We start from the raw sequence: 26,984 nt of genomic DNA, 5'->3' as shown, positions 1-26,984 counted from the left end.
TTAAAGATAACTATTTTAAAATTAAAATTTTACGAAAAAAGAATGAAAATGATTTTAGTAAATCAATGCGCTCAAAAAAATGTATTAATTGCAATATCGAATAGCTCTCTCGCTATTAATAATTATGCTGTTTATTTTACCAAATGTAAAACTGATAGGCACAGCTCTTACTGCAATAATTGATTTCGAACTTTCGCCTACATTAAAATTATGCAAGTCACTTGTTAATCTTACATACACCATACCGTTATCGACAATTTCTTTTCTTGAAAAACGTGAATGTTTTTCTCTCGAATAGTATTCCTCGCAATCTAAAGTTTTCAGACTGTTATAATCGTAAACAGGTAAATTCAAATAATAATTGAGTGAATATCCATCAGATTTTACAAAACTAAAGAATCCTGTGCTTTTTGCTATCAAACGTTCCTTTTGTTAAACCAAAAAAATCATCAACTTTTTCATCTGGAATATTTGGATAGATATTTACAACAGCTTCAGTATCTAGTAAATAGTTTTCATGATAAAATTTATAAACATGTCGGGATATAAAAAGCAGACCTAAAATTATTAAAATGGTGGATAAAAATTTTTTCAACTTGGGTAGAGGTTTTAAAAGGTTAAGTTTTTGAAAGTAAGTATAAGTAACTTTTTCAAAAAACTAAAATACTATAATTTTCGAATTCTTCATTCATAAAGTGTTACTTTTGCAGCGCAGACCGCCTTATCGCCGTTCCAATTAGGGAGGGAGGAAAGTCCGGACACCACAGAGAAGCATAGCGGGTAACGCCCGTCGGTTCTCTCGTTTTTTGGAACGAGAGGATTAGGACAAGTGCAGCAGAAAGTATGTACAGGTAATGCTGTAGTGAAACCAGGTAAACTCTATGCGGTGAAATACCAAGTATATCAGCATTTAAGGGCTTCTCGTCCGTTGTTGAAGGGTAGGTAGCTTGAGTTCCGCAGTAATGCGGAATCTAGATAAATGATAAGGCCTTGATTTATCAGGGACAGAATCCGGCTTATAGGTCTGCTTTTTTTATATATTTGTGAAAGACTCTAATCTATCTTCATGAATATAACCACTCCAAATCCTGCTTCAAAAGCAAACAAAAGCCTTTTTAAAACTATAATTACCAATCTTACATTTTGGGTTTTAATAGCCATTATTGCAGGCGTTTTACTCGGACATTTTTCACCGGATAATGGTGTGAAAATGAAAATTGTAGGCGAAAGATTTGTCGACATTATCAAACTATTTATTGGTCCAATTATCTTTTTGACGATTGTTTTAGGAATTTCCGGAATGGGAAACCTAAAAAAAGTCGGCCGAATTGGCGTAAAAGCTTTAGGGTATTTTGAAGTAGTTTCGACTGTTGCATTAGCAATTGGCGTTGCAGTTGCTTATTTATTTCAACCAGGAAAAATAGATAAATCGGGATTGACTCTTGGCGATGCAAGTCAGTATACCAACGGAAGCGCAAAAGATTTTTCGTGGCTTCAGTTCTTCTTTTCCAATTTTACTTTGCAGGTTTTACTGGCAGCAATTGTCTGCGGAATTGCGTTGAATTTTTATCAAAAAAGAGAGCAGACCATTTTAGTATTAGAACGAATTTCAAAAGTCGTTTTCCTCGGTTTAAAATACGTAATGTACCTCGCTCCAATTGGTGCTTTTGGCGGAATGGCCTATACAATTGGAAAATTTGGATTAGAAACTTTGATTCCGCTGGGAAAATTAATGCTTTGTGTTTATCTCACAATGGCATTGTTTGTTTTCCTAATTTTAGGAACCATTCTGCGCTATTATAAAATTAGTATACTTTCGATTTTAAAATATATTAAAGAAGAACTTTTACTGGTTTTAGGAACTTCCTCTTCAGAAGCTGCTCTGCCAAGTATTATGGTTAAACTCGAAAGAATGGGCTGCAGTAAATCGGTTGTGGGATTGGTGATTCCAACAGGATATTCCTTTAATCTCGACGGAACTTCGATTTACTTGTCGATGTCGGTAATATTTTTGGCGCAGTTGTACGATGTGCATTTGAGTTTCTTCGAAATTCTTACCGTTATTGGTATTTTGATGATTACGTCAAAAGGTGCAGCAGGCGTAACCGGAAGCGGATTTATTGTTTTAGCGTCAACTTTAACAGCACTGCATAAAATTCCTGTAGAAGGTTTGGCTTTTTTATTAGGAGTTGATAAATTTATGAGCGAAGCGAGAGCTATTACAAACTTGATTGGAAATACAGTCGCAACGATTATAATTTCGAAAACAGAACACGATTTTACAGAACTTGATTTGAATCCTGTTTTGGAGGAATAATTTGTTTAGTCGCTAAGACACAAAGGCACTAAGTTTTTGTTTTTCTTTTTGGCTTAAAATAACTTTGTGACTTAGCGCCTTTGTGGCATTAATTTGTAGCATTAAATTGATTTATTATGAAAAGAATTGGAATTTTAGGACTTGGAGGCGTTGGAGGTTATTTCGGCGGACTTTTGGCGAAAGCCTATCAAAAATCTGATGATGTTGAAATCATTTTTATCGCACGCGGCGAAACTCAAAAAGCGATTGCCGAAAACGGATTAAAGATTGTAACTGATGATTCTGAAATGATTGTTCGCCCGAATTTAGTTTCGAATGATCCGTCAGAAATTGGTGTTTTGGATTATTTAATCTGTGCAACAAAAACGTATGATATTGAAGAAAGTTTCACCTCGTTAAAAAGCTGCATTAAAAAAGAAACTATAATTCTTCCGTTATACAATGGCGTTGACGCGCAGGAAAGAATTAAAAAAATACTACCCGATAATGAGGTTTTACAAGGTTGCGTTTACATTGTTTCGATGATTTTTTCACCGGGAACTATACGTAGAATCGGATTTTATGAAAAGCTGTTTTTTGGATCTAAAACAGCTTCGTTTTTAAAAATGGAAGAATTGCAAAACATCCTTCAAAAAGCAAAAATCGAAAGTTATTTAGTAGAGAATATAGAGGAAACCGTTTGGGAAAAATTCATTTTTATTTCAGCTTTAGCGTCTGCGACTTCTTATTTAAACCAAAATATTGGTGAAATTTTAAGTAATTCAGAATCCAAAGTAACATACATAGAACTGCTTCATGAAATTGAAGATGTGGCGCAGGCAAAAGGTTTAAAATTACCGCATGATATTGTAGCACAGAGCATTCAGAAATTAGAAAAATCGCCAAAAGAAGCGACTTCGTCTATGCACAGGGATTTACTGGCAGGAAAAAATACCGAAGCACTGTCACTCACACAATTTGTGGTAAATGAAGGAAAAAAATACGGTGTAAAAACGCCGCTTTATGAAAAGATTGCCGCTGTTTTGGTAAAATAGATTTCTTTTAAACACATAGAAATAAAGTTTAATTAAAACTAAAGAGAACGATGTTTCTATGTGTTTAAAAAAAATATTACGCTTCGTCCTTTGTAGTACGAACTAAACTAATTCCTGACATAAAGAAAACAATTCCTAATATGCCATAAATAATTAATGATTTAACATCTCTGGTTTCTCCAGAAGTACCTGCAAAAATAACGGCAGTATAAATAAGTCCTACAATTCCGAGGATTGTCAACAACCCTCCGAAAAATCTTTTTAGGTTCATGATTTTAGATTTTAAGTTCCTAACAAATGTATTATTATAACTATTAATTGTTGTTATACAATTGTTTAAGAAACTTATATGATTTGCAGGATTACTTTTGAATCTTAAACTCTAAACCAATATTTCGAACACTTTCGATCCTTATGTTTGGATCTGAATTAAAATATTTTCTAAGCCTGCTGATAAAAACATCCATGCTTCGGCCAGAGAAATAATCATCTTTTTTCCAAACAGACATTAAAATTTCATCTCTCTTTAATAACTGATTATGGTTGAGATATAAATATTCAATAAGAGCGGCTTCTTTCTCTGTGAGCTGCTGCACGTGATTTTTATTATTGAGCGTTAAACGTTCGTTGTCAAAAACATATGAACCAATTTCAATACTATTATTTCCGTCCAAACTTCTCTTTTGTTCGATTCTCTTTAATATATTCTGCAAGCGCAATACCAGTTCATCGACTTCAAAAGGTTTCACGATATAATCGTCTGCACCAAGTTTTAATCCAATGATTTTGTCTTCTTTTAACTTTCTTGCCGTTAAAAAAATGAATGGAATTTCGGGATTGATTGTAATTATTTTTTCGGCCAGTGAAAAACCGTCTAGTTTGGGCATCATTACATCAAAAACACAAATATCAAAAGTCTGGTTTTTAAAATAATCCAAAGCTATTTCGCCATTTTCTGCCCAGATTACTTCAAATTGATGAAGTTCTAAATATTGTTTTAAAATTGCTGCAAAATCGTGATCGTCTTCAGCTAAAAGTAATTTTTTCAAAATAGGGTAATTAAACTTTTAATAAAATAGTAAACTGAGTTCCTTTTCCTAAATCACTAATCACGTTAACAGAACCCTGATGCGCTTTTACGATTTGGGCAACATAATACAATCCTAAACCTAAACCTTTTGTGTTGTGAAGATTTCCTTGTTCAACACGATAAAATTTCTCAAAAAGAAGTGATTGTTTGTTTTTTGCAATTCCAATTCCGTTATCTTCAATACTAATCGAAAATTGATTTTCAATTTGTTTCGTTTTTACAATAATTGTGTTTGAACCATATTTTACAGCATTTTCCAAAACATTTAAAAGAGCCGTTGTCAGATGAAATTTATCCAGAATCAAATTCGTTTTTTGAGTTTGAAAATCGGTTTTAAGATTGATTTTTGGGAAAGTAATTTTAAAATCATTTACAATAGAAAGCAGGAATTCTTCTGTTTCGATTTTTTCCTTTTGAAGTTCAATTTCGTTTTCTGCCAATGAATTTGCCATAACTTGATCAATCAAACTTTGAAGACGATTGTTTTGGCGAGAAATCGTATTGACAATTGCATTGAAATTTTCGTCGTTTTCACGAATGTTTTTCTGCTCCAGAATTTTGGTCGAAATCCCTAAAGTTGCTAAAGGCGTTTTAAGTTCGTGCGTAATATTATTGATAAAATCGGTTTTTACATCGCTTACTTTTTTCTGTTTTATTAAAGCTTTAAGCGCAATTACAAAAAGCGTTATAAGCGTGAGAATCGAGAATAAAGACAAAACCAGAATAAAAGCCATTCGTCTTAAAATAATCATTTCCCAATCGATAACCGAAACATACATCGAATCTTCCGTCAGTAATTGATATTCCTGATTTTCAAAAGTTCCGTTTGTAGTTCCAACATAATTGCGGACTAAAAAAGCATGATTTAACGACGCCAGATTTCCGTATAATTTGTTTCGAATAAAAGGCTTTTCAGAGAAAATTGTGTCGGCTTTTTTGGTGTTTTTGTACAAAATGAATTTGTTGAGAACAATCGCAAAATCAATTTTGAAATTAGGTAAATCTCTTTCGAATTTTCGCTGAATTTGTGCCGTTAATGCACTTCGGTATTCATTTTCTAAAATCCCTTTTTTAATGTCGATTTTGGAATTTTTTCCCTGAATGTATTTCTCGGATAATTGAGTATAAAGTGCTTCTTTTCTGGAAACTAAAACCGAATCAATATCGCTGTAATTATTAGAAATTTGGGCAATTTCATTTTTAATCTGCGTATGAAACTGCGCCACTTTATAATCGTAAGTGGTTTTTACCAAATAGCATTGCACAGTCGACAAAACGATCAACGCCACAACCGAAAATGCTATTAATAAATTGATTCTTTGTTTCATTTTTTTTTGGCCCGCGGATGACACGGATTAAACTGGTTTGCACAGATTTTATTTTGTTTTTCTCGCAGATTTTGCGGATTAAGCAAATTAAAAATTATCTGCTTAATCTGTAAAATCTGCGGGAGAAATTATAGCACACTAATAACACGGATTAAACAGGTTTGCACAGATTATATTTAAACTAAATCTTAAAAAATAAACCAGCGTAAACCCGTTTAATCCGTAAAATCCGCGGTCAATTTTCTCCACCCAAAAATAATGCTTTTATGAATCAAAAATGACATTAACTCCGCATTAACCTTCAATTAACCTACGCAGCGCTTTTTTAGAAGCATTTTTGCATCATCACAAAATCAAAAAACTTTTAAAAATGAATCTTTATCTGCCCTTAAAACTTCTTCTTGCGCTTTTACTTTTTGGTCTTTCATTTACTGTAAAGGCCCAAAATGAAACGCCAAAAGATTCGATTTCAAATGAACAATTAAAAGAAGTTGTTATCACTCAAAATAAAAAAACATTTACCAATACAAACGGAAACATTAAAGTTGATGTTGCTAATTCTGTTTATAATGCAATTCCAAATACTGTTGACTTATTGGCAAAACTGCCAACCGTTCAGGTTAGTTCAGACAAAGAAAATATTACTGTTGTTGGTAAAGGAAATCCGCTTATTTATATCGATAATCAAAAAGTGGGAATAAACGATTTAAATGCTTTGGCTCCCGCCGATATTAAAACGATAGAAATCATCCAGAATCCATCTGCAAAATATGAAGCCGAAGGGCGTTCGGTAATTTTGATTACCCGAAAATTCAGCAAAAAAGACAGTTTTAGAACTGAAATTTCTGAAGTTGCTTCTTTCAAGAAAAACTACAACAATTACCTCGGGTTGAATACAAGTTTCAAGAAAAACAAATTCGAATGGAAAGCTAATTTTAATTATAACCGACTCAATCCGTGGGAAAGTCATAGTATTGATTATCAAATTCAAAATGCTGATATTGCTTCGAAATATGATGTTATGGCCGAAACAAAACGAAAGCAATATATTTTTGGCGGCGGCTTATTTTATAAAATAAATGACGACGATTATTTTTCGTTTAATATTAGTTCCAGACTTCGAACAGACACTTTTCCCATTAATACTTTTACATACAATAAAAATCAAAATGTAGAAAACAACGTTTTAACCTCGAGCGATAATTCGAGTAAAAAGAATTTTGTAAACTCATTTCTGAATTATTCAAAAAAGATTAAAGCAATTAATACACAGCTTTTTGCAGGTTTTCAATATTCAAATTTTCAGCAGAATTTAGCAACTGTGGTCGAAAATAATTATAACGACACTGAATTTGCTTTGTCTCAAAACCGAAATCAAAAGTTTAATGTTGATGTTTATTCGGGAAGAATTGATTTCGAAAAAAAGTTTAAAAACGAAATGAATCTGGAATATGGCGGACTTTATTCTGCAGCAAAATCCAAATCAAATACCACTATTTTGGACTTCGAAGAAAATAAAAACACAGCTTTAGATTATGATTTTAAAGAAGAGAATTCAGCGGCTTATACACAGCTTTCCGGAAAAATTAAAAAGATCAGTTTTTCTGCCGGACTTAGGGTTGAGAATACAAATGTAATAGGAAAATATAAAACAGATGCTTCGGCTTTGATTGATAAAAATTACACGAATCTTTTCCCGAAAGTGCTGTTTTCTATGGCAATAGACAGCACTAAAAATATTAGTTTGAATTATACCAAAAGTATTTCACGTCCCAATTATTCTTCGTTAAGTAATATTGCGACTTATATAAATCCGTATTTTATATATGCGAGTAATATCAATTTGGGGCCAACATTTAATAATGAAATTTCGTCGACTTTTCAATACAATAACAAATCGGTTAAAGTGAGTTATTGGCAAAATAAAAATCCGGTTTATAATAGTTTTCTCTATGATAAAAGTCAAAATATAATGACTTTTAAAGATATAAATTTTGATAAAGAAGCAGGTTTAAGCCTTGATTTTGAATTGCCTTTTACGTATAAATTTTGGACAACAACTAATTCGTTGGTTTTTATTCTCGAAAAAATAGAAGATCCATCGGCTGAATTTTTAGACTCAAAACCGTATTTGTATTATTACTCCAACAACGAATTTAAGCTTCCAAAAGAATATACTTTCGTTTTAAGTTTTTGGGGATTAACGGAACAGAAGAAAGGTGTTTTTGAAACAAATCCCAGATTTGTGGTTAATATGGCGCTTTCTAAAACATTCTTAAAAAAATGGAACTGTACTTTGAGCTGGAATAATGTATTTAAAAATGTAATTGAAACAGAAGAATTTACAATTAATGATACCAGTTCAAGAGCTAGATATATAGTTGATGCTCATGAAATTTCGATCTCGGTTAAATATTCTTTTGGGAAAGTGAAAGAAACCGAATTTAAGGAAAAGAATGTGAATGAAAACGAAAACAGGATTAGATAAAATGAAAAAATCCAAAATGAAAATCCCAAATTCCAATTGAAGCTTGGAATTTGGGATTTTAAAAATTTGTAAATTGATATAGATTATCCTTCGTCTTCTTCAACAATTTTTAAAGGAGATTCTCCCGGAAGTTCTTCATCATCATCTGTAGAATTCAATTCGAAGAAACTAAAAAATGAGCCGCCGTAACTTTTCTGGAATGAAAAATTACTTAAATGATCCATTTTGGTATATTTTGAATGTTCGATAATCATCATTCCATCTTCAGAAAGTAATTCTTTTTCAAAAACAGTAAGAACAATTTTCTCAAACGCAGCCTGATCTAATCCGTAAGGCGGATCGGCAAAAATTATATCATACGAAGTTTTGCAGTTTTCCAGAAACTTGTAAACGTCGCTTTTAGTAGCTGCAATGTCAAAATCGTATTCTGATGAAACTTGTTTGATGAATTTAACGCATCCAAAATCACCGTCGATTGAGGTAATGGGTGCGCTTCCGCGTGAAGCGAATTCATAACTGATATTGCCGGTTCCCGAAAATAAATCTAAAACCTTTAAGCCGTCAAAACTAAAATGATTATTCAAAACATTAAACAATGCTTCTTTACTCATATCAGTCGTAGGTCTTACAGGAAGGTTTTTTGGAGGGAATATCCTACGCCCTTTGTATTTTCCTGAAATGATTCTCATGATTGAAATAAGATATAATGTTTTTGATTCTGAGCTGTTGTGTAGTTGTTTTTTTCCTTTAAAGCGCTAACGTCAAGAAAAGAAATATTACGGATGTATTTGTAAGCGATGTCGTAAAACGGATCGTTTTGGTGTATTGTTCCAAGCAGTTCCAATTGAAAAATCTCAGGATTTAAATTTAATTGCTCGGCTGTAAAAAGGATGTAATAAATAAAATCCTCAGGAGTTTGATATTCAAAAGAGTTGAATAACAATAGCTTTTGATTTTGTACCACGATAATTTCAAAATGCTCCGGATTGAAATTAACCACCATTTTTTTCTCGTCATTGTTTTTTGAGCCTTCCAAAATTTTTTCGACCAAAATACTGTTAACATGTTTGTAATCGAAAGAACCAACGTTATCAATTAAAAAATTATTGATATTGATATACGGAATGTAAACCGAATGCATGTCGTAATTGGTGATTTGATCGAAAGTAAAAAAGTCAGTTTCAAACACTTTTGTAGTATACTGCAGGTAACTTCCTAAATAATCTTCATCAAATAATGGCGTTGGTACAAAAGTCGAAAGATTATTATTGTGAATGACTAAAATGTCGTCGTAAGTTTCTTTTAATTCAGAATAATTTTTAAAAGCTGAAGCGTATAAATCTTCAATTTTATTCTGTTTTTGAGCAGCATCAAACTGAACTTCATTAAAAGCAGTAATCGTATTATTTAAGGTATCAAAACAACAAAAAGAGAATCCGTTCAGCGAAACCTGAATCGAAAGTTTTTTGTAATTTTTTGATGTAATATTAGTATTGTGTATTGACATAATTGATTTACAATTCGTTACCTGTTTTGTTTCAATAAAGAATTTAGGTGACCACAAACTTACAAATTTAAAAGCAACTAATATAATTGCAATTTTAAAAAACAATATTACAAGAAGGTTAGCAGAGCATTATCGTTGCGTTATTTTTTTCTTTTTCTAAACCATATAAGTGATATAAGTAAATTTAAGCTTACTGGATGTTTGTTTTGATTTTTTTAGATCATGTAAGCAATTATAAGTTCGTGGAATTAAGCGCAAAGCCTAAAACTTAAATTTACTTATATCACTTATATGGTTTAAAATTGCCATTGCCATTAAAAAGAACGAACTTTGTGTTTCAAATTTACCTTATGAATTCAGCATCGTTTTACGGCGTTTTGCAAAAAAGATTTCCTTTTGCACCCACTTATAAACAGGATATTTTTTTTCAAAAAATCGCCATTTTTTTGACCGAACCAGCAAACAACACCATTTTTGTACTAAAAGGATATGCCGGAACCGGAAAAACAACGGTGATTTCGACAATCGTAAACAATCTTGGCGATATTAATAAAAAGTTTGTTCTGCTCGCACCAACCGGACGTGCGGCAAAAGTAATAGCGAATTATTCCAATACATCTGCTTTTACGATTCACAAAAAAATCTATTTCCCTAAAAAGTCATCGGGTGGAGGAGTGGCTTTTACCAGACAAGTTAACAAACATAAAAACACGATTTTTATAGTAGATGAGGCTTCGATGATCTCCGACAGTACTTTAGACAGCGGTTCGCTTCTGGATGATTTGATTAATTATGTGTATTCTGGAACCAATTGCAAAATGATTCTTTTAGGAGATACAGCGCAGCTTCCTCCGGTAAATTTAGATATTAGCCCGGCTTTAGATACGCATACTTTGGGCGTACATTATGATAAAGAAATCGAACATATTGAACTTGATGAAGTAATGCGTCAGGAAGAAAGTTCGGGGATTTTATTCAATGCAACCGAATTACGCGAACTTTTGAAAGAAAGCTTTATTACGGAGTTTAAATTCAATGTAAAAAAGTTTAAAGACATTGTTCGGTTAACCGATGGATATGATATTCAGGATGCCATAAATACGGCTTATAGCAATTATAGTATTGAGGACACGGCGTTTATTGTCCGTTCCAATAAAAGAGCAAATCAATACAATGAACAAATCAGAACCAGGATTTTGTTTAAAGAAAGTGAGCTTTCTGTAGGCGATTTTTTAATGGTTGTAAAGAACAATTATTTCTGGCTGAAAGAAACCGATGAAGCCGGATTTATTGCCAACGGTGATATTATTGAGGTTCTGGAAATGTTCGGGATCAAAGAATTATACGGTTTTACTTTTGCAAGAGTAAAAATAAGAATGGTCGATTATCCGGATCAAAAACCTTTTGAAACGGTATTGATTTTAGATACAATAAAAAGTGAATCTCCGTCATTAACCTACGAAGAATCAAATCGTTTGTATGAAGAAGTAATGAAGGATTATGAAGATGAATCGACTAAATATAAGAAGTTTCAAAAGGTAAAAGAAAACGAATATTTTAATGGTTTACAGGTAAAATTCTCGTACGCCATAACCTGTCATAAATCGCAGGGAGGGCAGTGGAATACGGTTTTTGTAGAACAGCCGTATTTACCAAACGGAATCGATCATGATTATATAAGATGGCTTTACACAGCAATGACGCGTGCCAAAAATAAATTATATTTGATAGGATTTAAAGACGAGAGTTTTGAAGAATAGTTTTTTTGCCACAGATTAAAAAGATTCTCACTGATTTTAAAAGCAAACTTAAAAATCTTTTTAATCCTTTTAATCTGTGGCAACAAAAAATAATTCGTGCTAATTCGTGAAATTGCTTCGCCTGTTCGCTATCGCTCGGGTCGTGGCGAAAAAAAACTTTAGAAAATGACAACACTAAACGACTTACATTCGATTTCGTCTACGTTTTCGAATACAGATAAAATGCCGGTTTTGTTTTTAGGACACGGTAGTCCAATGAATGCAATTGAAGAAAATCAGTTTGTAGCCGGTTTCCGAAATCTGGCAAAAACACTACCACAGCCCAATGCTATTTTATGTATTTCGGCGCATTGGTTTACAAAAGGCACAAAAGTAACTTCAATGGAAATGCCGAGAACCATTCATGATTTTGGAGGATTTCCGCAGGCACTTTTTGATGTGCAGTATCCCGCAAAAGGAAGTCCCGAACTGGCATTAGAAACTCAAAAAATATTAGATCCCGTTCAGGTTGATTTAGATGAACATTGGGGTTTAGATCATGGTGCGTGGAGCGTAATTAAACATTTATATCCTAATGCAGATGTTCCCGTAATTCAGTTAAGTATTGATTATACAAAATCAGGACAATATCATTTTGAATTGGCTCAGAAATTACAATCGCTGCGTCATAAAGGTGTTTTAATTATTGGCAGCGGCAATATTGTGCATAATCTTCGTTTAGTTGATTTCAGGAATTTTGATAAAGATAATTACGGTTACGATTGGGCAATTGAAGCCAGAGAAACCGTAAATAATTATTTATTAGATGGAAATTTTCAGCCGTTAATTGAGTACGAAAAAATGAGTAAAGCGGTTCAAATTGCAATTCCAACTCCGGATCATTATCTGCCTTTGCTATATACTTTGGGTTTAAAAGAAAAATCAGAAGAAGTGAGTTTGTTTAATGATAAACTTTTAGCAGGTTCATTGAGTATGACCTCAGTGAAAATAATGTAAAAATTTTGCGAATCTCTGTGAAACCTTTGTGCATCTTTGCGTTATAACTTTCACAGAGATTCGCTAAGATTTGCACAGAGATTCATAAAAATATAAATTAATAATGAGGATGAGATTGCTTCGTTCCTCGCAATGACATAAAAAATGAAAATAATAGCGGTAATTCCGGCGCGATATGCATCAACACGTTTTCCTGCAAAACTAATGCAGGATTTGGGAGGTAAAACAGTAATTTTAAGAACATACGAAGCTGCGGTTTCAACAAATTTATTCGACGATGTTTTTGTTGTAACCGATTCTGATTTAATTTTTGACGAAATTGTTTCTAACGGCGGAAAAGCCATAATGAGCATCAAAGAACACGAATCTGGAAGCGACCGAATCGCCGAAGCCGTTGCTAATCTTGATGTTGATATTGTGGTAAATGTACAAGGCGATGAACCTTTTACAGAAGCCGGGCCTTTAGAACAGGTTTTATCTGTTTTTAAAAATGATCAAGATAAAAAGATCGATTTGGCTTCGTTAATGCGTGAAATTAAAAATGAAGACGAAATCAATAATCCGAATAATGTAAAAGTGGTGGTTGATCAATCGCAGTTTGCTTTGTACTTTTCAAGATCTGTAATTCCGTATCCGAGAGATGCAGCTGCTGGAGTTCGTTATTTTCAGCACATCGGGATTTATGCTTTTAGAAAACAGGCTTTATTAGATTTTTATAGCCTTCCTATGAAATCTCTAGAAGCATCTGAGAAATTGGAGCAGTTAAGGTATTTAGAGTTCGGAAAACGTATAAAAATGGTCGAAACGACTCATGTTGGAATTGGGATTGATACGGCAGAGGATTTAGAAAGAGCGAGAACCATGTTGAGAGATATTTAATTAATTTGGTAATTTAAATATCCATAATCTTGTCATTTCGACGAAGGAGAAATCTCCGTAAGTAGCTCGACAAAGATTGATTAACATTGCGGAGTTTCTCGCGGAGATTTCTCCTTCGTCGAAATGACAAAACAGTGTGGTCACTTTCGGTAAAAACATAAAAAAAGCTCCAAAATATTGGAGCTTTTTTTATTATCTAAAACATTCTAAATCCTTAGTATAAACTAGGAAATTTAGAAGGATTAACTTCATTCATCATGCTGTAAATTTTCTCGAAAATATCTTCTGCTGAAGGTTTAGAGAAATAATCGCCATCAGTTCCGTAAGCTGGTCTGTGCGCTTTTGCAGCAAGTGTTTGCGGTTTACTGTCAAGATATTTGTAAGCATCTTGCTCTTCCAGAATCTGCTGTAAAATATAAGCCGAAGCTCCGCCCGGAACATCTTCGTCAATTACTAAAAGACGATTTGTTTTAGCGACACTTTTTACAATATCTTTATTAACATCAAACGGAAGTAAAGACTGAATATCAATAATTTCGCAGTCAATTCCTAAAACTAATAATTCCTCAGCGGCTTGTTGAACCAATCTTAAAGTCGATCCGTAAGAAACTAAAGTAATATCTGCACCTTCTTTTAATGTTTCAACAACACCAATTGGCGTTTTGAATTCACCAAAGTTTAAAGGCGTTTTTTCTTTTAAACGGTATCCGTTCAAACATTCAATTACTAAAGCAGGTTCATCGCACTCTAAAAGAGTGTTGTAAAATCCTGCAGCCTGAGTCATATCTCTCGGAACCAAAACATGGATTCCACGAATAGCATTTATAATCATTCCCATTGGAGAACCAGAATGCCAGATACCTTCTAAACGGTGTCCGCGGGTTCTGATAATTAATGGTGCTTTTTGTTTTCCAACAGTTCTGTATTGTAAAGTAGCCAAATCATCACTCATGATTTGAATAGCATACAATAAATAATCAAGATATTGAATTTCAGCAATAGGGCGTAAACCTCTCAATGCCATTCCAATTCCCTGACCAATAATAGTCGCTTCACGAATCCCGACATCGGCAACACGAAGTTCTCCGTATTTTTCCTGCATGCCTTCAAGACCTTGATTTACGTCGCCAATGTTTCCAACATCTTCTCCAAAAATCAATGTTTCAGGATATTTGCTAAACAAAGCGTCGAAATTATCACGAAGAATCATTCTTCCGTCTAAATCCGGTTTTGCATTTTCGGCATATTCAGGAAGTACTTTTTCTACAGAAAATACATTTTGTGCCGATTCTGAATGCAGGTTACTGCTGAATTTTCCCTGAGTCTCTCCAATAAAATTCGTAATCCAGTTTGATAAAAGAACTTTACTGTTTGGAACTTCTATAAAACGAAGAATCTTTCTTGCGTAAACCAGAATTTCTTTCTTTAAAGGCGCTTTTATCGCACTTAATTCTGAAATATATTTTCTGATTCTATCTTTATGGTTGATGCTTGCTTCTGCAATTTGCTCCAGTAAATCCAAAAGATTTTTTTGATCTTCGATAATTGGATTGATAAAATCATTCCACGCTTCTTTTTTAGCTTCAAGAACTTCTTTCTTTAATTCAAAATCAAGATCTGCTAATTCTTCCGGAGATGCAATATTAATAGCGATCATCCATAAACGCATCTGACGAATACAATCAAAATCTCTTTCCCAGGCTAATCTTTCTGCATTTTTATAACGTTCGTGAGAACCAGAAGTAGAGTGGCCTTGCGGCTGTGTTAATTCGTTTACGTGAATTAAAACCGGAATATGCTCTTCACGTGCAATTGCGCCCGCTCTTTCGTAAGTCGAAACCAACTCCGCATAATCCCATCCTTTTACTCTAAAAATTTCATAACCTTTAGAATCTTCATCTCTTTGATATCCTTTTAGGATTTCAGAAATGTTTTCTTTTGTAGTTTGATGTTTGGCGTGAACCGAGATTCCGTATTCATCATCCCAAACACTCATTACCATCGGAACTTGTAAAACTCCGGCAGCATTTATAGTTTCAAAAAATAAACCTTCAGATGTACTTGCGTTTCCTATTGTTCCCCAGGCAACTTCATTTCCATCTACAGAAAATTTATCTTTAATGGTAATTCCATTAACATTTCTATAAATTTTAGAAGCCTGAGCTAATCCCAATAATCTTGGCATTTGTCCTGCTGTAGGCGATATATCTGAGCTTGAATTTTTTTGTTTTGTTAAGTCTTTCCACGATCCGTCTTCGTTTAAACTGTGCGTTACAAAGTGTCCGCCCATTTGCCTTCCGGCAGACATTGGATCATGAGCTAAATCAGTATGACCGTATAAACCTGCGAAAAACTGCTTCGGAGTTAATTCGCCAATCGCCATCATAAAAGTCTGATCGCGATAATAACCAGAGCGGAAATCCCCATTTTTAAAGGCTTTAGCCATTGCAAGCTGCGGTACTTCTTTCCCGTCACCAAATATTCCAAATTTGGCTTTTCCTGTCAATACTTCTTTACGACCTAAAAGACTACACTCACGGCTAGTTACTGCAATTCTGTAGTCGTTCAATACCTCTGTTTTGAAATCTTCAAAAGTTAAAGTAGTATTGCTTTTTTCTGTTATCATAATCTTGTGGGTCATGTTAAGACTGCGAAATTACTTAAAAACAATCAATAATCATAATTCTTTAAAATAAATATAATTTAATTATTTGTATTTAAAAACAGAAAACTACGTACTTTAATTGTGTTATTTTTATGATTTTTATCTTTTTTGTGATAATAATTTATGTTTTTGATTAAAATTTATTTAATTAAAACCATTTTCGGGTAAAAAGAGTGACTAATGCTTTTGGTGACAAAGTAATAACAAATCTGATTTTTTCGTTGTAATTCTTTTGAGAAATTTCCCACCCGTTATTAGAATAGACAGGAAAATAAAGTTCAAAGTAGTCTGGAACAAGATTTAACCGCACTCCGCTATCATATGCAAAAAAGGCATCTTGATGTTTATTTTTCAAAAGTCCAACATCGCCATAAACTTCAACCCAGTCCCATAAAGCATAACTGGCGTTTAAAGTTGTCATCCATTGATTACCAAATGAAGGATCTATTTTTGATTTAAAACCTCCCTCGGCAATTACATATTGCTGGCTGAAAATCCCACTAGTTTCAGACCTTCCTAAAATATTATAGTCAAATAAATAATCTGTAGGCTTATCAAGACCAAAACTAAAATAATCAGAATTGGTTTTATTGTACAAAAAACTTCCGGCAAACAATCTTAAATTTATTTTGCGATTATTTTCAAATAACCTTCTGTATTCAACTTCTCCCGAAACTTTTCCAAAGCCTCCGCCAAACTGAACATCGGTCATAAAATTGAAATGATTAACCAGTTCTGTTTTTGTGTTTACATAACGGGCGTCAAAAACTGAATAATTAGGTTTAGAATTATCTGTAATAAATGTGCTTGCTTCTCTGTTTACAATTACCTGACGAAACAAAATAAGCTGTTTTCTATTGTCCCTAAAATTCTCTTCGCGAATGCGCAGCTGCACCATAGGATTTAATCGCAGGTAAGTAGCATCTGGCGCATAATGAAAATAGTTTTGACTTATAGAATATCGCACATTATATAAAGTGCTGTTTCGATAAAATTGATTCAGAGAAAAAGCAGACGAACCAGAAATTGTTCCCGCTTTTATGGAATAGGCTGGATTAATATCAAAAGTAAAGGGTTTATCTAATATCGTTTTATTATGAAAACGAATTCCCGGTGTTAATCCGTCATAATAATTATACGTCAACGTTGGAATATATAAAATCTGGTTGTAATAAGGATCTTCAAGATCTTTGGCAAAATTAAATTTTATAGGACGATTGGTAATTACCAGACTTTTTAATGATTTCCAGTTGTTTCTCTGATTGAATTCAGGAACTTCATTGTTGTAATTAATAACTAATTTATCTGCATTTTTTCGATCAAATTGATAAACAGAATCTGCTTTTTTAGGCTCAATCCATTCCTTAAAAACAACTTCATTTTTCTTTAAACCATAAACCGGAATCGGAGCATAAATATCGGTTTTGTTTTTTATCGAGAATTGTACACTATCTGCGGTTTTGGAAACATGCGTAAATTTATAGTCAATAATTTCACGTGAATCGATTATTGTTCTAAAAAACCAGTCGATATTTTTTGGGCTTTTTTCAGTCAGGATTTTTTCAAAGTCATAACGATTTGTCTGCTGCGTTTTATTCAAATTATAAAATTCCTGAATACTCTCCGGAACAATATTATGATTTAAATAATCATCAAGATAACTCAAACTTAAACCCGCGCGGTATTTACTCGCAATCTGTTCATTAAATTTTATCAGCGTATTTTTTGGATCTCCAAGCGGCTGATCCAGATTTTTGCGAGCCATCAGCATATAATAATAACTGTACTGCTCATTAAAAGTAAGATTGGTAATATTGTAACTTTTAAAAAGTTTCATTTTCGAAAGTCTTCCCAGCATTTTTTCATCCAGATGATTTTCTTCCATGTACTTCATCATGGCATAAATCTGGATTCCGTCATAGACCCAATTGTCTTTTCGAGGATCAAGTCGAAGTGAGTTTTTTAAATAATTGTTCAAATAGGTTTTGAAGAACGTTACTTCAAACATAAATTCATCTGAAAACGGACTGATAAAAGAAGGCAGCTGATTCAAACCATAAAAAGGATTTCGCTCATAATCTGCCTGCGAAACCGTAATTTTTTCATTGGGATATTTACCAAGAAATTCATTTGCAAACGCAGCAACTCGGTCAATTATAATTGCTTTTTGAACCTCGCTGATTTTTTTATTTTTTAAATCAGAAAGAACTTCGATTGTTCCATTATCATAACTCTTAAAATTATTTTGTTTCTCAATAAATAAATTAAAGTCAGATCTGTTTTTTCCCGAGAAAGAATAATTGGTAAATGCCGAATTTGAAATATCTTTTGAAACCGAATTTAAATCTGTCGTAATCGAATAATCATTCGGGATTTTTATTTCAACTTCATGATCAACAACCGCATTGGCAATATCGTCAAGATTAAAGTTGTTGTATCTTATAAAACGATGATTTTCAAAACGTGCAGGATTTAAAAACCAGTTTTTCAAATTCATCCCGTTTTGATTAAATCCATAATGCGTGAATTTGTCACTCGGAATTTTGGAAATATAATTGATGTGCAATGTAATTTGTTCACCCGGAAATAATTTTTGGGTTAACTTAACCACGATAAAATCTGGGTTTTTATCTGTTCTTTCCCATTCCAGCGCTGTAAAACCCGAATCGGTTAGATTTAAAATGGTCGTATTTCCTCTTTCAATAGCTTTTGCTAAATGAAAACCACGATAAAATTCATCAGAAAATCGTCTTGCCAAAGGCGTGTTTTTGTCTGCAAAAGCATTATTCCAATCGTTCAAAACAATTGAAACCAATGTATCATTTGAAGTATTAAAATACGTAATATCCTGTTTTACATTCAGCGTTTTTAGCTCAACATTAACCGCCACTTCCATCTTAGACTGATGTTGTGCATACTGTTTTATTGAACTAAATAAAACAAAAATGAGAATTACAATTTTATATATTGATTTCAAGAATTGGCGTAAAAATTATAAATATATCTAAAATTTCGTGCATAAATTTATTCATGGCTTTATGTAAAAATAGCATAAAAAAAGCTGTTTTAAAAAACAGCTTTCAATTTTTATATCGTTATAGGTGTAAATTTAACCTTATAGGTAAAATAAGTGCAGATTTTTTTAAGAATACTTAATCTTACAAAATTTATTTACCCTACAAATGTTTTAGAAATTCGGACTCAAGTCGTATTTCTTGTAGAATTTATCCAGAACATCAACAACTTCATCTTCAGTATCTACGATTTTGAATAAATTCAAATCTTCAGGACTTACAGTCTGCATTTTTTCTACCAAAACTGTTTTTACCCAATCCAATAAACCTGACCAAAATTCAACTCCAACCAAAATAATGGGGAATTTTCCAATTTTCTTAGTCTGAATCAAAGTGATTGCTTCAAACATTTCGTCAAGCGTTCCAAAACCTCCCGGCATAACCACAAAACCTTGCGAATATTTAACGAACATAACTTTTCTCACAAAGAAATAATCGAAATTCAGGTTTTTATCGTGATCTATATAAGGATTAAAATGCTGTTCAAAAGGCAGTTCGATATTTAAACCAACCGAAGTTCCGCCGCCTAAATGCGCACCTTTATTTCCAGCTTCCATAATTCCCGGGCCTCCTCCCGTAATTACGCCATAACCGGCTTTACTAATTTTAAAAGCAATTTTTTCTGCAAGTAAATAATATTTGTCATCTGGTTTTGTTCTCGCCGAACCAAAAATAGATACACACGGACCAATACGCCCCATGCTTTCGTAACCGTTTACAAATTCGGACATGATTTTAAAAATCGCCCAGCTGTCATTTGTTCTAATTTCATTCCAGGTTTTCTGTTTTAAACTGTCCTGGATTACTTTATCCTCATCATTATCAAAATCTTCTAATCTCATTTTAGGTATTTTAATTATTTATATTTTATTAAGCTGTCATTTTAATTATAGTCGAAGGAAGGAGCTCATTCCTGCTGTCCACTATATTTTTTGTGGCAAACCCCGCCACAAAAAGATGCCGTTCCCATCAGGGCTAGGGCATTAGGTTTCAATTAAACAATTGGTTTATTCGAAGAATTCTTTATTAATACGTTTGTTCTTCAATTGATTTTGTAATGTTGCTTTTTACCTTTCCGGTATGTTCTGTAGTTTTAGATTCTATCAGCATTATCAAACATTCTTCTACCGACGAAACTCTATGGTTTACACCTTTCTTTACGACAAATAAATCGCCTTTTTTCATTGCAACGGCTGGTTCATTTTCAATTTCCATTAAAAGTTCACCATCGACAATATAAAATAATTCATCTTCATTTTCATGATTGTGCCACGGAACTTCCTGACCTTTTATTTTTGCCACTTTAATATATTGATCGTTTACTTCGTCAATTATTTTAGGCGAAAAATATTGGTCTACATTATTGAATTTGTCTTTTAGATTCATAGATTATATCTTAGTCTTTTCGTCAAAATGAAAAAGCGTTGACAAAAAGGGCGTACTAAATTAGTGCTTTTTTTAAGAATTGTTATAAAAATGTAGATTTATTAATTGAAATGTAACATTTCTTTGTTGGTTCTTTTGCTTGAAGATTAATAATCAAGAGATTAAAAATTGCAAAGAAATAGAAAATGTTTTCTTGGGATTAAATTGAGATGTATCTTAAAATTGTCAACTGATTAAAATCCTTTGCTACAATATGTATCGTTCCTACGGAACTCTATTCTAGGGGCGTATCGATATTTTCAACGGATTAAAATCCGTTGCTACCGATCTGTCGTTCCTACGGAACTAAATTGTGATACATTAAGCTTTTGGCAGATTTGAAGTTATTTATGTTTGGATTATTTCCTCTGAAACTTCATCCCAATCTAACATTCTTTTGGGTGAAGCTTTACTGTTTTTAATTCTACTCAGAACTATTTTTTGATGCTCAATAGGAATTTCAATTTCATCGGACATAATTCTTAAAATGATTTTGCTTTTAAGTTTTAAATAAAAGTTCCGTAGGAACGACATATCGGTAGCAACGGATTTCAATCCGTTAGAGGTTTCAATATAACGAATTTCAATCCGTTAGAGATTTCGATATAATGGTTTAAAATCAGTTATTGATTTTACACAACGGATTTTAAACCATTCCATTAATAACAATATTTTATTCCAACTCTTTTTTCAAAAACTTAGCCGTATAACTTTTTTTATTTTTCGCTACTTCTTCAGGAGTACCTTTTGCGATTAATTGTCCGCCGCCTTTTCCGCCTTCAGGACCGATATCAATAATATAATCGGCAAGTTTAATAACGTCCATATTATGTTCGATAACTAAGATCGTATTTCCTTTATCAACCAGTTTATTGATAACATCCATTAAAACGCGAATATCTTCAAAGTGCAATCCAGTTGTAGGTTCGTCCAGAATATAGAAAGTATTTCCTGTATCTTTTTTAGATAATTCTCCAGCCAGTTTGATACGCTGTGCTTCACCACCGGAAAGTGTTGTACTTTGCTGACCAAGCGTAATATAACCTAAACCAACATCCTGAATTGTTTTTACTTTTCTGTAAATTTTCGGAATGTTTTCAAAAAACGGAACCGCTTCATCAACCGTCATATCCAAAACATCAGAAATTGATTTTCCTTTGTATCTAATTTCCAATGTTTCTCTGTTAAAACGTTTTCCCTGACACGTTTCGCATTCTACATAAACATCTGGTAAAAAGTTCATTTCAATAGTTCTTACACCAGAACCTTCGCAGGTTTCGCAGCGTCCGCCTTTTACATTAAAGCTGAAACGTCCAGCTTTATAACCACGAATCATACTTTCAGAAGTCATGGTAAAAAGATTTCTGATTTCGGTAAAAACTTCTGTATAAGTCGCAGGATTTGAACGCGGTGTTCTTCCAATCGGACTTTGATCAATATCAATTACTTTGTCAATATGTTCTAAACCTTCAATCTTTTTATAAGGCTGTGGTTTTTTTACACCATTAAAATAATAAGCATTCAAAATAGGGTAGAGCGTCTCGTTAATTAAAGTTGATTTTCCACTTCCTGAAACTCCTGTAACGCAGATTAATTGTCCTAAAGGTAGTTCTATCGAAACATTTTTCAGGTTATTTCCTGTTGCTCCGGTTAGTTTTAAAAACTTTCCGTTTCCTTTTCTTCTCTCTTTCGGAATCTCTAATTTCATTTTACCATTCAAATATTGAGCGGTAATGGTATTAGATTTTAAAGTTTCTGCCGGAGTTCCAATGCTGATAATTTCTCCGCCATATTTTCCGGCTTTTGGGCCAATATCAATTACATAATCTGCGGTTTCGATCATGTCTTTATCGTGTTCTACCACAATAACCGAGTTTCCAATATCACGTAATTGTTCCAGAGATTTAATCAGTTTTTCATTATCTCTTTGGTGTAAACCAATACTTGGCTCATCCAAAATATATAAAACACCAACCAGCTGTGAACCAATTTGTGTCGCTAATCGAATACGCTGCGCTTCACCACCCGAAAGTGATTTTGAACTTCGGCTTAAAGCCAAATAATTTAAACCAACATTCATTAAAAAGTTCAAACGGTCTTTGATTTCTTTTACAACTTCAGAAGCAATTAAAAGCTGTTTATCAGTTAAATGCTTATTCAAATCCTGAAACCAAGCCGTTAAATCTGAAATATCCATATCACATAATTCTGTGATATTTTTTTCATTAACCCTGAAAAATAAGGCTTCTTTTTTAAGACGGGAACCATCGCAAACCGGACAGTTAATTTCGTCCATGAAATCTTTTGCCCAGCGTTTTATGCTTGTTGTCGCGCTTTCGTCATATTGATTTTTGATGAAGTTTGAAATTCCTTCAAAATCAATTTTATATTCTCTTGTTACTCCAAGATCTTTTGAGTTGATGGCAAATTTATCTTTTCCGCCATACAAAATCATTTGCATAGCTTCTTCTGGAATTTTCTCAATTGGATCTGTAATCTTAAATCCAAATTTTTCTCCAATAGTTTCTAACTGCTTAAAAATCCATGAAGATTTATATTCGCCAAGCGGAGCAAATCCACCGCTTTTAATTGATAATTTCGGATTTGGAATGATCTTTTTAACATTGATTTCGTGAACCGTTCCTAATCCGTTACAATGCGGACATGCACCTTTTGGAGAGTTGAAAGAAAATAAATTTGGTTCTGGATTTTGATACGAAATTCCGGTTGTTGGACACATTAAATTTCTACTGAAATAACGAACTTCGTTTGTGTCCTGATCTAAAATCATTAATACATTTTCGCCATGATGCATAGCTGTATTAATACTTTCAGCCAATCGTTTTTGATTGTCTTCGGTATTTTCAATCAACATTCTGTCGACTACAATTTCAATATCGTGAGTTTTGTAACGATCCAGTTTCATTCCGGCAACTAAATCCTGAACTTCACCATTTACACGGACTTTTAAAAATCCTTGTTTGGTAATTTGCTGGAATAATTCGGCATAATGCCCTTTTCTGGCTTTAATTACCGGAGCAAGAATATTGATACGTTTACCATTATAATCCTGAATAATCAAATCTTTAATTTGCTCATCAGAATAGGAAACCATTTTTTCTCCGGTGTTGTAACTGTAAGCGTCAGCACCTCGAGCGTATAAAAGTCGAAGGAAATCGTATATTTCAGTAATTGTTCCTACAGTTGAACGCGGACTTTTACTGGTAGTTTTTTGTTCAATCGCGATAACCGGAGAAAGTCCGTCGATTTTATCAACATCCGGACGTTCTAATCCGCCAAGGAACTGCCTCGCATATGCAGAAAAAGTTTCTACATAACGACGCTGACCTTCAGCATAAATCGTATCAAACGCTAATGATGATTTTCCCGAACCCGAAAGACCTGTTATAACAACAAGTTTTTCACGCGGAATAGAAATATCGATATTTTTTAGATTATGAACTCTTGCGCCAAGAACTTCAATAGTATTGTCTTTATCTAGCATAAATTTGAGCAAAACGCAAAGTTACCACTTTGATTTGTTCTTTTAGTACTAGAGTATAGAAGTTTATGTTAAAAATTGTAACAAAATAACGCTAGCCTAAACTAGCGTTTTCTTTTTCTTGTTGCCATATATTCTTCGATAGCTTCTTTGGTAGTGTACCAATTTCGGCCTTCTTTATAAGCGTCAATTTTTCCTGTTCTGGCCAATAAACTTACATATTCCTGACCGTAAGTGGCTTCTGGTTCGCTTACAATATTTATGATAGGCTGATAATCATAACTGCTACCCGGCATTGCGGTTAAATATATATTTAAAGTTCGCTCTAATGCCTGACACATCAAAAGGGTTAGTTTTTGATAATTGCCATTGTTTGCCTGATTTAGTGCTTCGTAATATTTCTTTCTATCGTTTTTAAGAACAATTGCCGGCGGAAAACCGCATCGCATTAATAACAGATTAATGCTTAAACGAACAGTACGCCCGTTTCCATCAAAAAATGGATGTATCCACACTAATTTATGATGATAAATAGTGGCTAGTTCTATATCGTTTAAACCTAAAGGATTTGTATTGACAAACTCAATTAATTCATCCAAAAGATCTGAAACTTTATTGGCGTTTGGAGGCATAAAATTAGCTCCCGAAATTCGAACGCCGCCATTTCGTAAACGACCTGCAAAATCATCTTCGATAGAACGTAAAACTAAACCATGAATGGAAAGAATATCAATGCTTCGAAGTTTGTAAGTATCATCTACAATTGAATATAAATAATCAATTGCTTTAGTGATTATGTGTTTCAAAATGTTCCCGAAGCGATTTTCCTTTTATGGTGATTCCTTCCTGAATTACCATTTGGGTTTCGCGCAAACTCATTGTGTTTCCTTCAATACTGTTTGAATTGTAGGTCCATTCGAGTGATAGGCTTTCGCGAATTTTGTGTAAAGCGATATTGGGCAATGGTCTGCTGTTTTGCAAATCAAGCCTTTTTTGGTACAATCGATCAAATGTTGATTGAAATTCTTCTCTGTATGTTAAGTCAATGTTCCACATAATCCTACAAAAGTACTTCTTAATATCGGATACTCCAAATTTTTAACTTATCCGATATTAAGCTTATTCTATTGTCATGGAACGAAGTTTCATTCTATAAGCTTCAAGCGCAATTGACTTTGAGATCATACCGAAATATTTGTCATTTCGTAAAACGGGAAGAAAAGCAGTTTTAGATCTTTCGAATTTAGTCATTACGATCTCCATGCTGTCATTTGAAGAAATGGTTGCAGGAGGAGTTTTCATTACATCTTTGATTAAAGTATATTTTACACGGTACGCATTAAAGATAATTTCTCTGATATCATTAAAATGCACGACACCAACAAGTTCTCTTTCGTTATCTACAACGGCAAAAATTACCTGATTGGAGTGCGAAATAAGATCTACCAATTTACTTAAATGTTCTTCTGGAGAAACCGTTAAATAATCGGTTTGGATGATGGTATCAATATCTAAAGTTGATAAGATATTCGAATCTTTATTGCTGGTAAATGCATGACCTTTTTTCGCCAGATTTTTTACATCGAGAGAATATTTTTCAAAACGTTTTGAAATTGCAAAACTAATTGATGAAACAATCATAAGCGGAATCATTAATCCGTAACCTCCGGTAATTTCTGCAATAAGGAAAATTGCGGTAAGCGGCGCATGAAATAATCCGCTCAGGATTCCGGCCATTCCAACCATTGTAAAATTACTAATTGGTAATTTTGCTAAACCAGTCAGAATGATAAATTTAGAAAAGAAATATCCCAGATAAGAACCTAAAAATAAGGAAGGAGCAAAGTTTCCACCGTTTCCACCACTTCCAATTGTAAGTCCCGAAGCAAATACTTTTATCATCATGGTACAGCCCACAAAAAGCAGTAAAACCCATTGATTGTTTCTCCAGCTGGCAAATAAAGTATTGTCTAATAATTGCCCGGGATCAGTTTCTGATAGGATTTTGATACTTTCGTAACCTTCACCAAACAATGTTGGGAAGATAAAAATAAGAAGTGCCAAAAGCGAAGAACCAATCAGGGCTTTTTTATAAGGACCCATTTTTAGTTCTGAAAAATAATGTTCTACTTTTTGAAAATTTCTAGAGTAATAAACCGCAATTGCGCCTGTTAAAACACCTAAAATTACATAAAAGGGAATATTATGATAATCAAAAGTTTCTTGTTTTTTGAAAGATAAAAGAATGCTTTCGTCTAACACAATTGCCGAGACCAAAGCTCCGGTCGCTGCCGAAATCATAATTGGCGTAAAAGCCGAAATACTAACATCGACCAGAAGAACTTCTATAGCAAAAAGAACTCCGGCAATTGGTGCATTAAAAGCTGCCGAAATTCCAGCCGCAACCCCGCAGCCAATAAGTAAAGTTCTGTCTTTGTAAGCTAATTTATAATTTTGTGCATAGTTGGAACCAAAAGCAGCTCCCGTAATTACAATTGGGCTTTCTAAACCTGCTGATCCTCCTAAACCTACAGTCAAAGAGCTTGTAACAATCTGCGCATACATTTGCTTTTTCGGAATTATACTTGCCTTTTTGGCAACAGCATATAATATTTGTGAAGTCCCTTTTTGGATAGTTCCGTTTAAAACTTTTTTAACCACCAAAACAGTCAGTAAAATACCAATTATAGGCAGGATACTATTAATGAAACCTAATTTTAAAATTCCGCTTAGGTAAGTTGCAAATGAAAAAACGCTATGCGCAAATGTTTTTAAAATGATTACTGCAAACGCACACGAAATTCCGACCAAAACACTGGATAAAAAAATGAATTGCTTTGGTGTCAAAATAGATTGAGCCAAAGCAATAATGCTTTCTAATCTTCGGAAAAGTTTTTTTATCATTGTATTTTTAAAAAA

Annotated in this window: 19 protein-coding genes, 1 other RNA gene and 1 pseudogene; 7 read left to right on the top strand and 14 right to left on the bottom strand. The window is 33.3% G+C overall.

From position 1 onward, the window contains the following. Positions 1-84: 84 nt before the first annotated feature. Together NLJ00_RS21800 and NLJ00_RS21795 are read right to left on the bottom strand one after the other, a co-directional pair. Positions 85-420 carry a hypothetical protein gene (locus tag NLJ00_RS21800; protein WP_256635398.1) on the bottom strand — a complete coding sequence of 112 codons (336 nt, stop codon included), beginning with the start codon at positions 418-420 and terminating at the stop codon, positions 85-87. Continuing rightward, positions 392-595 (bottom strand): hypothetical protein, encoded by a 204-nt coding sequence (locus NLJ00_RS21795; RefSeq protein ID WP_256635397.1) that lies wholly within the window; start codon positions 593-595, stop codon positions 392-394. Before NLJ00_RS21795 ends, NLJ00_RS21800 begins: the two co-directional genes overlap by 29 nt. A gap of 113 nt (positions 596-708) precedes the next feature. Between NLJ00_RS21795 and rnpB the strand changes: the two genes are divergently transcribed. The 3 genes from rnpB to NLJ00_RS21780 all read left to right on the top strand — a co-directional run bounded on the left by rnpB (position 709) and on the right by NLJ00_RS21780 (position 3,351). Beyond that, positions 709-1,035, top strand: an RNA gene (rnpB, locus tag NLJ00_RS21790) — RNase P RNA component class A. A gap of 31 nt (positions 1,036-1,066) precedes the next feature. Beyond that, the gene (locus NLJ00_RS21785) at positions 1,067-2,317 is read left to right on the top strand and encodes a cation:dicarboxylate symporter family transporter (RefSeq protein WP_256635396.1); all 1,251 of its coding nucleotides are present in this window, start codon (positions 1,067-1,069) and stop codon (positions 2,315-2,317) included. Between the two features lie 116 nt (positions 2,318-2,433). Further along, positions 2,434-3,351, top strand: coding sequence for a ketopantoate reductase family protein (locus NLJ00_RS21780; RefSeq protein WP_256635395.1), 918 nt, complete (start codon positions 2,434-2,436; stop codon positions 3,349-3,351). Between the two features lie 76 nt (positions 3,352-3,427). Here NLJ00_RS21780 and NLJ00_RS21775 read toward each other — a convergent pair whose 3' ends face one another. The 3 genes from NLJ00_RS21775 to NLJ00_RS21765 all read right to left on the bottom strand — a co-directional run bounded on the left by NLJ00_RS21775 (position 3,428) and on the right by NLJ00_RS21765 (position 5,769). Further along, positions 3,428-3,622: a hypothetical protein gene (locus NLJ00_RS21775; RefSeq protein WP_053470664.1), complete on the bottom strand. Its 195-nt coding sequence runs from the start codon at positions 3,620-3,622 to the stop codon at positions 3,428-3,430. A 91-nt stretch (positions 3,623-3,713) separates the two neighbouring features. Further along, positions 3,714-4,400 (bottom strand): response regulator transcription factor, encoded by a 687-nt coding sequence (locus NLJ00_RS21770; protein WP_256635394.1) that lies wholly within the window; start codon positions 4,398-4,400, stop codon positions 3,714-3,716. Positions 4,401-4,410: 10 nt separating this feature from the next. Further along, on the bottom strand, positions 4,411-5,769 hold the full coding sequence (locus tag NLJ00_RS21765) for a sensor histidine kinase (protein WP_256635393.1): 1,359 nt from the start codon (positions 5,767-5,769) through the stop codon (positions 4,411-4,413). A gap of 370 nt (positions 5,770-6,139) precedes the next feature. Between NLJ00_RS21765 and NLJ00_RS21760 the strand changes: the two genes are divergently transcribed. Beyond that, complete coding sequence (locus NLJ00_RS21760) at positions 6,140-8,257, top strand: outer membrane beta-barrel family protein (protein WP_256635392.1); 2,118 nt, start codon at positions 6,140-6,142, stop codon at positions 8,255-8,257. Positions 8,258-8,340: 83 nt separating this feature from the next. Here the strand turns inward: NLJ00_RS21760 and NLJ00_RS21755 are convergent, their stop codons facing one another. Then, on the bottom strand, positions 8,341-8,946 hold the full coding sequence (locus NLJ00_RS21755) for an RsmD family RNA methyltransferase (RefSeq protein ID WP_053470668.1): 606 nt from the start codon (positions 8,944-8,946) through the stop codon (positions 8,341-8,343). After that, positions 8,943-9,764, bottom strand: a complete 822-nt coding sequence (locus tag NLJ00_RS21750; RefSeq protein ID WP_256635391.1) for a DUF3822 family protein — start codon at positions 9,762-9,764, stop codon at positions 8,943-8,945. The genes NLJ00_RS21755 and NLJ00_RS21750 overlap by 4 nt, the downstream gene beginning before the upstream one ends. Positions 9,765-10,114: 350 nt before the next feature. Between NLJ00_RS21750 and NLJ00_RS21745 the strand changes: the two genes are divergently transcribed. The 3 genes from NLJ00_RS21745 to kdsB all read left to right on the top strand — a co-directional run bounded on the left by NLJ00_RS21745 (position 10,115) and on the right by kdsB (position 13,399). Then, entirely contained in the window at positions 10,115-11,524 is a 1,410-nt protein-coding gene (locus NLJ00_RS21745; protein ID WP_180858851.1) for an ATP-dependent DNA helicase, read from the top strand. A gap of 165 nt (positions 11,525-11,689) precedes the next feature. Beyond that, a complete protein-coding gene (gene ygiD, locus NLJ00_RS21740; RefSeq protein ID WP_256635390.1) occupies positions 11,690-12,520 on the top strand; it encodes a 4,5-DOPA-extradiol-dioxygenase in 831 nt (276 codons plus the stop codon). Positions 12,521-12,664: 144 nt separating this feature from the next. Further along, positions 12,665-13,399: a 3-deoxy-manno-octulosonate cytidylyltransferase gene (kdsB, locus tag NLJ00_RS21735; protein WP_256635389.1), complete on the top strand. Its 735-nt coding sequence runs from the start codon at positions 12,665-12,667 to the stop codon at positions 13,397-13,399. Between the two features lie 214 nt (positions 13,400-13,613). Here kdsB and NLJ00_RS21730 read toward each other — a convergent pair whose 3' ends face one another. The 7 genes and pseudogenes from NLJ00_RS21730 to NLJ00_RS21695 form a co-directional block, all read right to left on the bottom strand. Next, on the bottom strand, positions 13,614-16,025 hold the full coding sequence (locus NLJ00_RS21730; protein WP_256635388.1) for an alpha-ketoacid dehydrogenase subunit alpha/beta: 2,412 nt from the start codon (positions 16,023-16,025) through the stop codon (positions 13,614-13,616). A 187-nt stretch (positions 16,026-16,212) separates the two neighbouring features. Next, positions 16,213-18,960, bottom strand: coding sequence for a gluzincin family metallopeptidase (locus tag NLJ00_RS21725; protein ID WP_256637489.1), 2,748 nt, complete (start codon positions 18,958-18,960; stop codon positions 16,213-16,215). 291 nt (positions 18,961-19,251) lie between these two features. Continuing rightward, positions 19,252-19,980, bottom strand: coding sequence for an LOG family protein (locus NLJ00_RS21720; protein WP_053470674.1), 729 nt, complete (start codon positions 19,978-19,980; stop codon positions 19,252-19,254). 184 nt (positions 19,981-20,164) lie between these two features. Next, the gene (locus NLJ00_RS21715; RefSeq protein WP_256635387.1) at positions 20,165-20,524 is read right to left on the bottom strand and encodes a cupin domain-containing protein; all 360 of its coding nucleotides are present in this window, start codon (positions 20,522-20,524) and stop codon (positions 20,165-20,167) included. 712 nt (positions 20,525-21,236) lie between these two features. Further along, positions 21,237-24,068, bottom strand: coding sequence for an excinuclease ABC subunit UvrA (uvrA, locus tag NLJ00_RS21710; RefSeq protein WP_256635386.1), 2,832 nt, complete (start codon positions 24,066-24,068; stop codon positions 21,237-21,239). A gap of 101 nt (positions 24,069-24,169) precedes the next feature. After that, a pseudogene (locus NLJ00_RS21705) lies at positions 24,170-25,121 on the bottom strand (Fic family protein). Positions 25,122-25,184: 63 nt separating this feature from the next. After that, entirely contained in the window at positions 25,185-26,969 is a 1,785-nt protein-coding gene (locus NLJ00_RS21695; RefSeq protein WP_256635383.1) for a chloride channel protein, read from the bottom strand. Positions 26,970-26,984 lie beyond the last annotated feature (15 nt).

Origin of the sequence: Flavobacterium panici, assembly GCF_024499525.1 — a bacterium.
GTDB classification, from domain to species: domain Bacteria; phylum Bacteroidota; class Bacteroidia; order Flavobacteriales; family Flavobacteriaceae; genus Flavobacterium; species Flavobacterium panici.
Note: the sequence above shows the minus strand (reverse complement) of the source record. Positions and strands in the feature narration are given on the sequence as shown.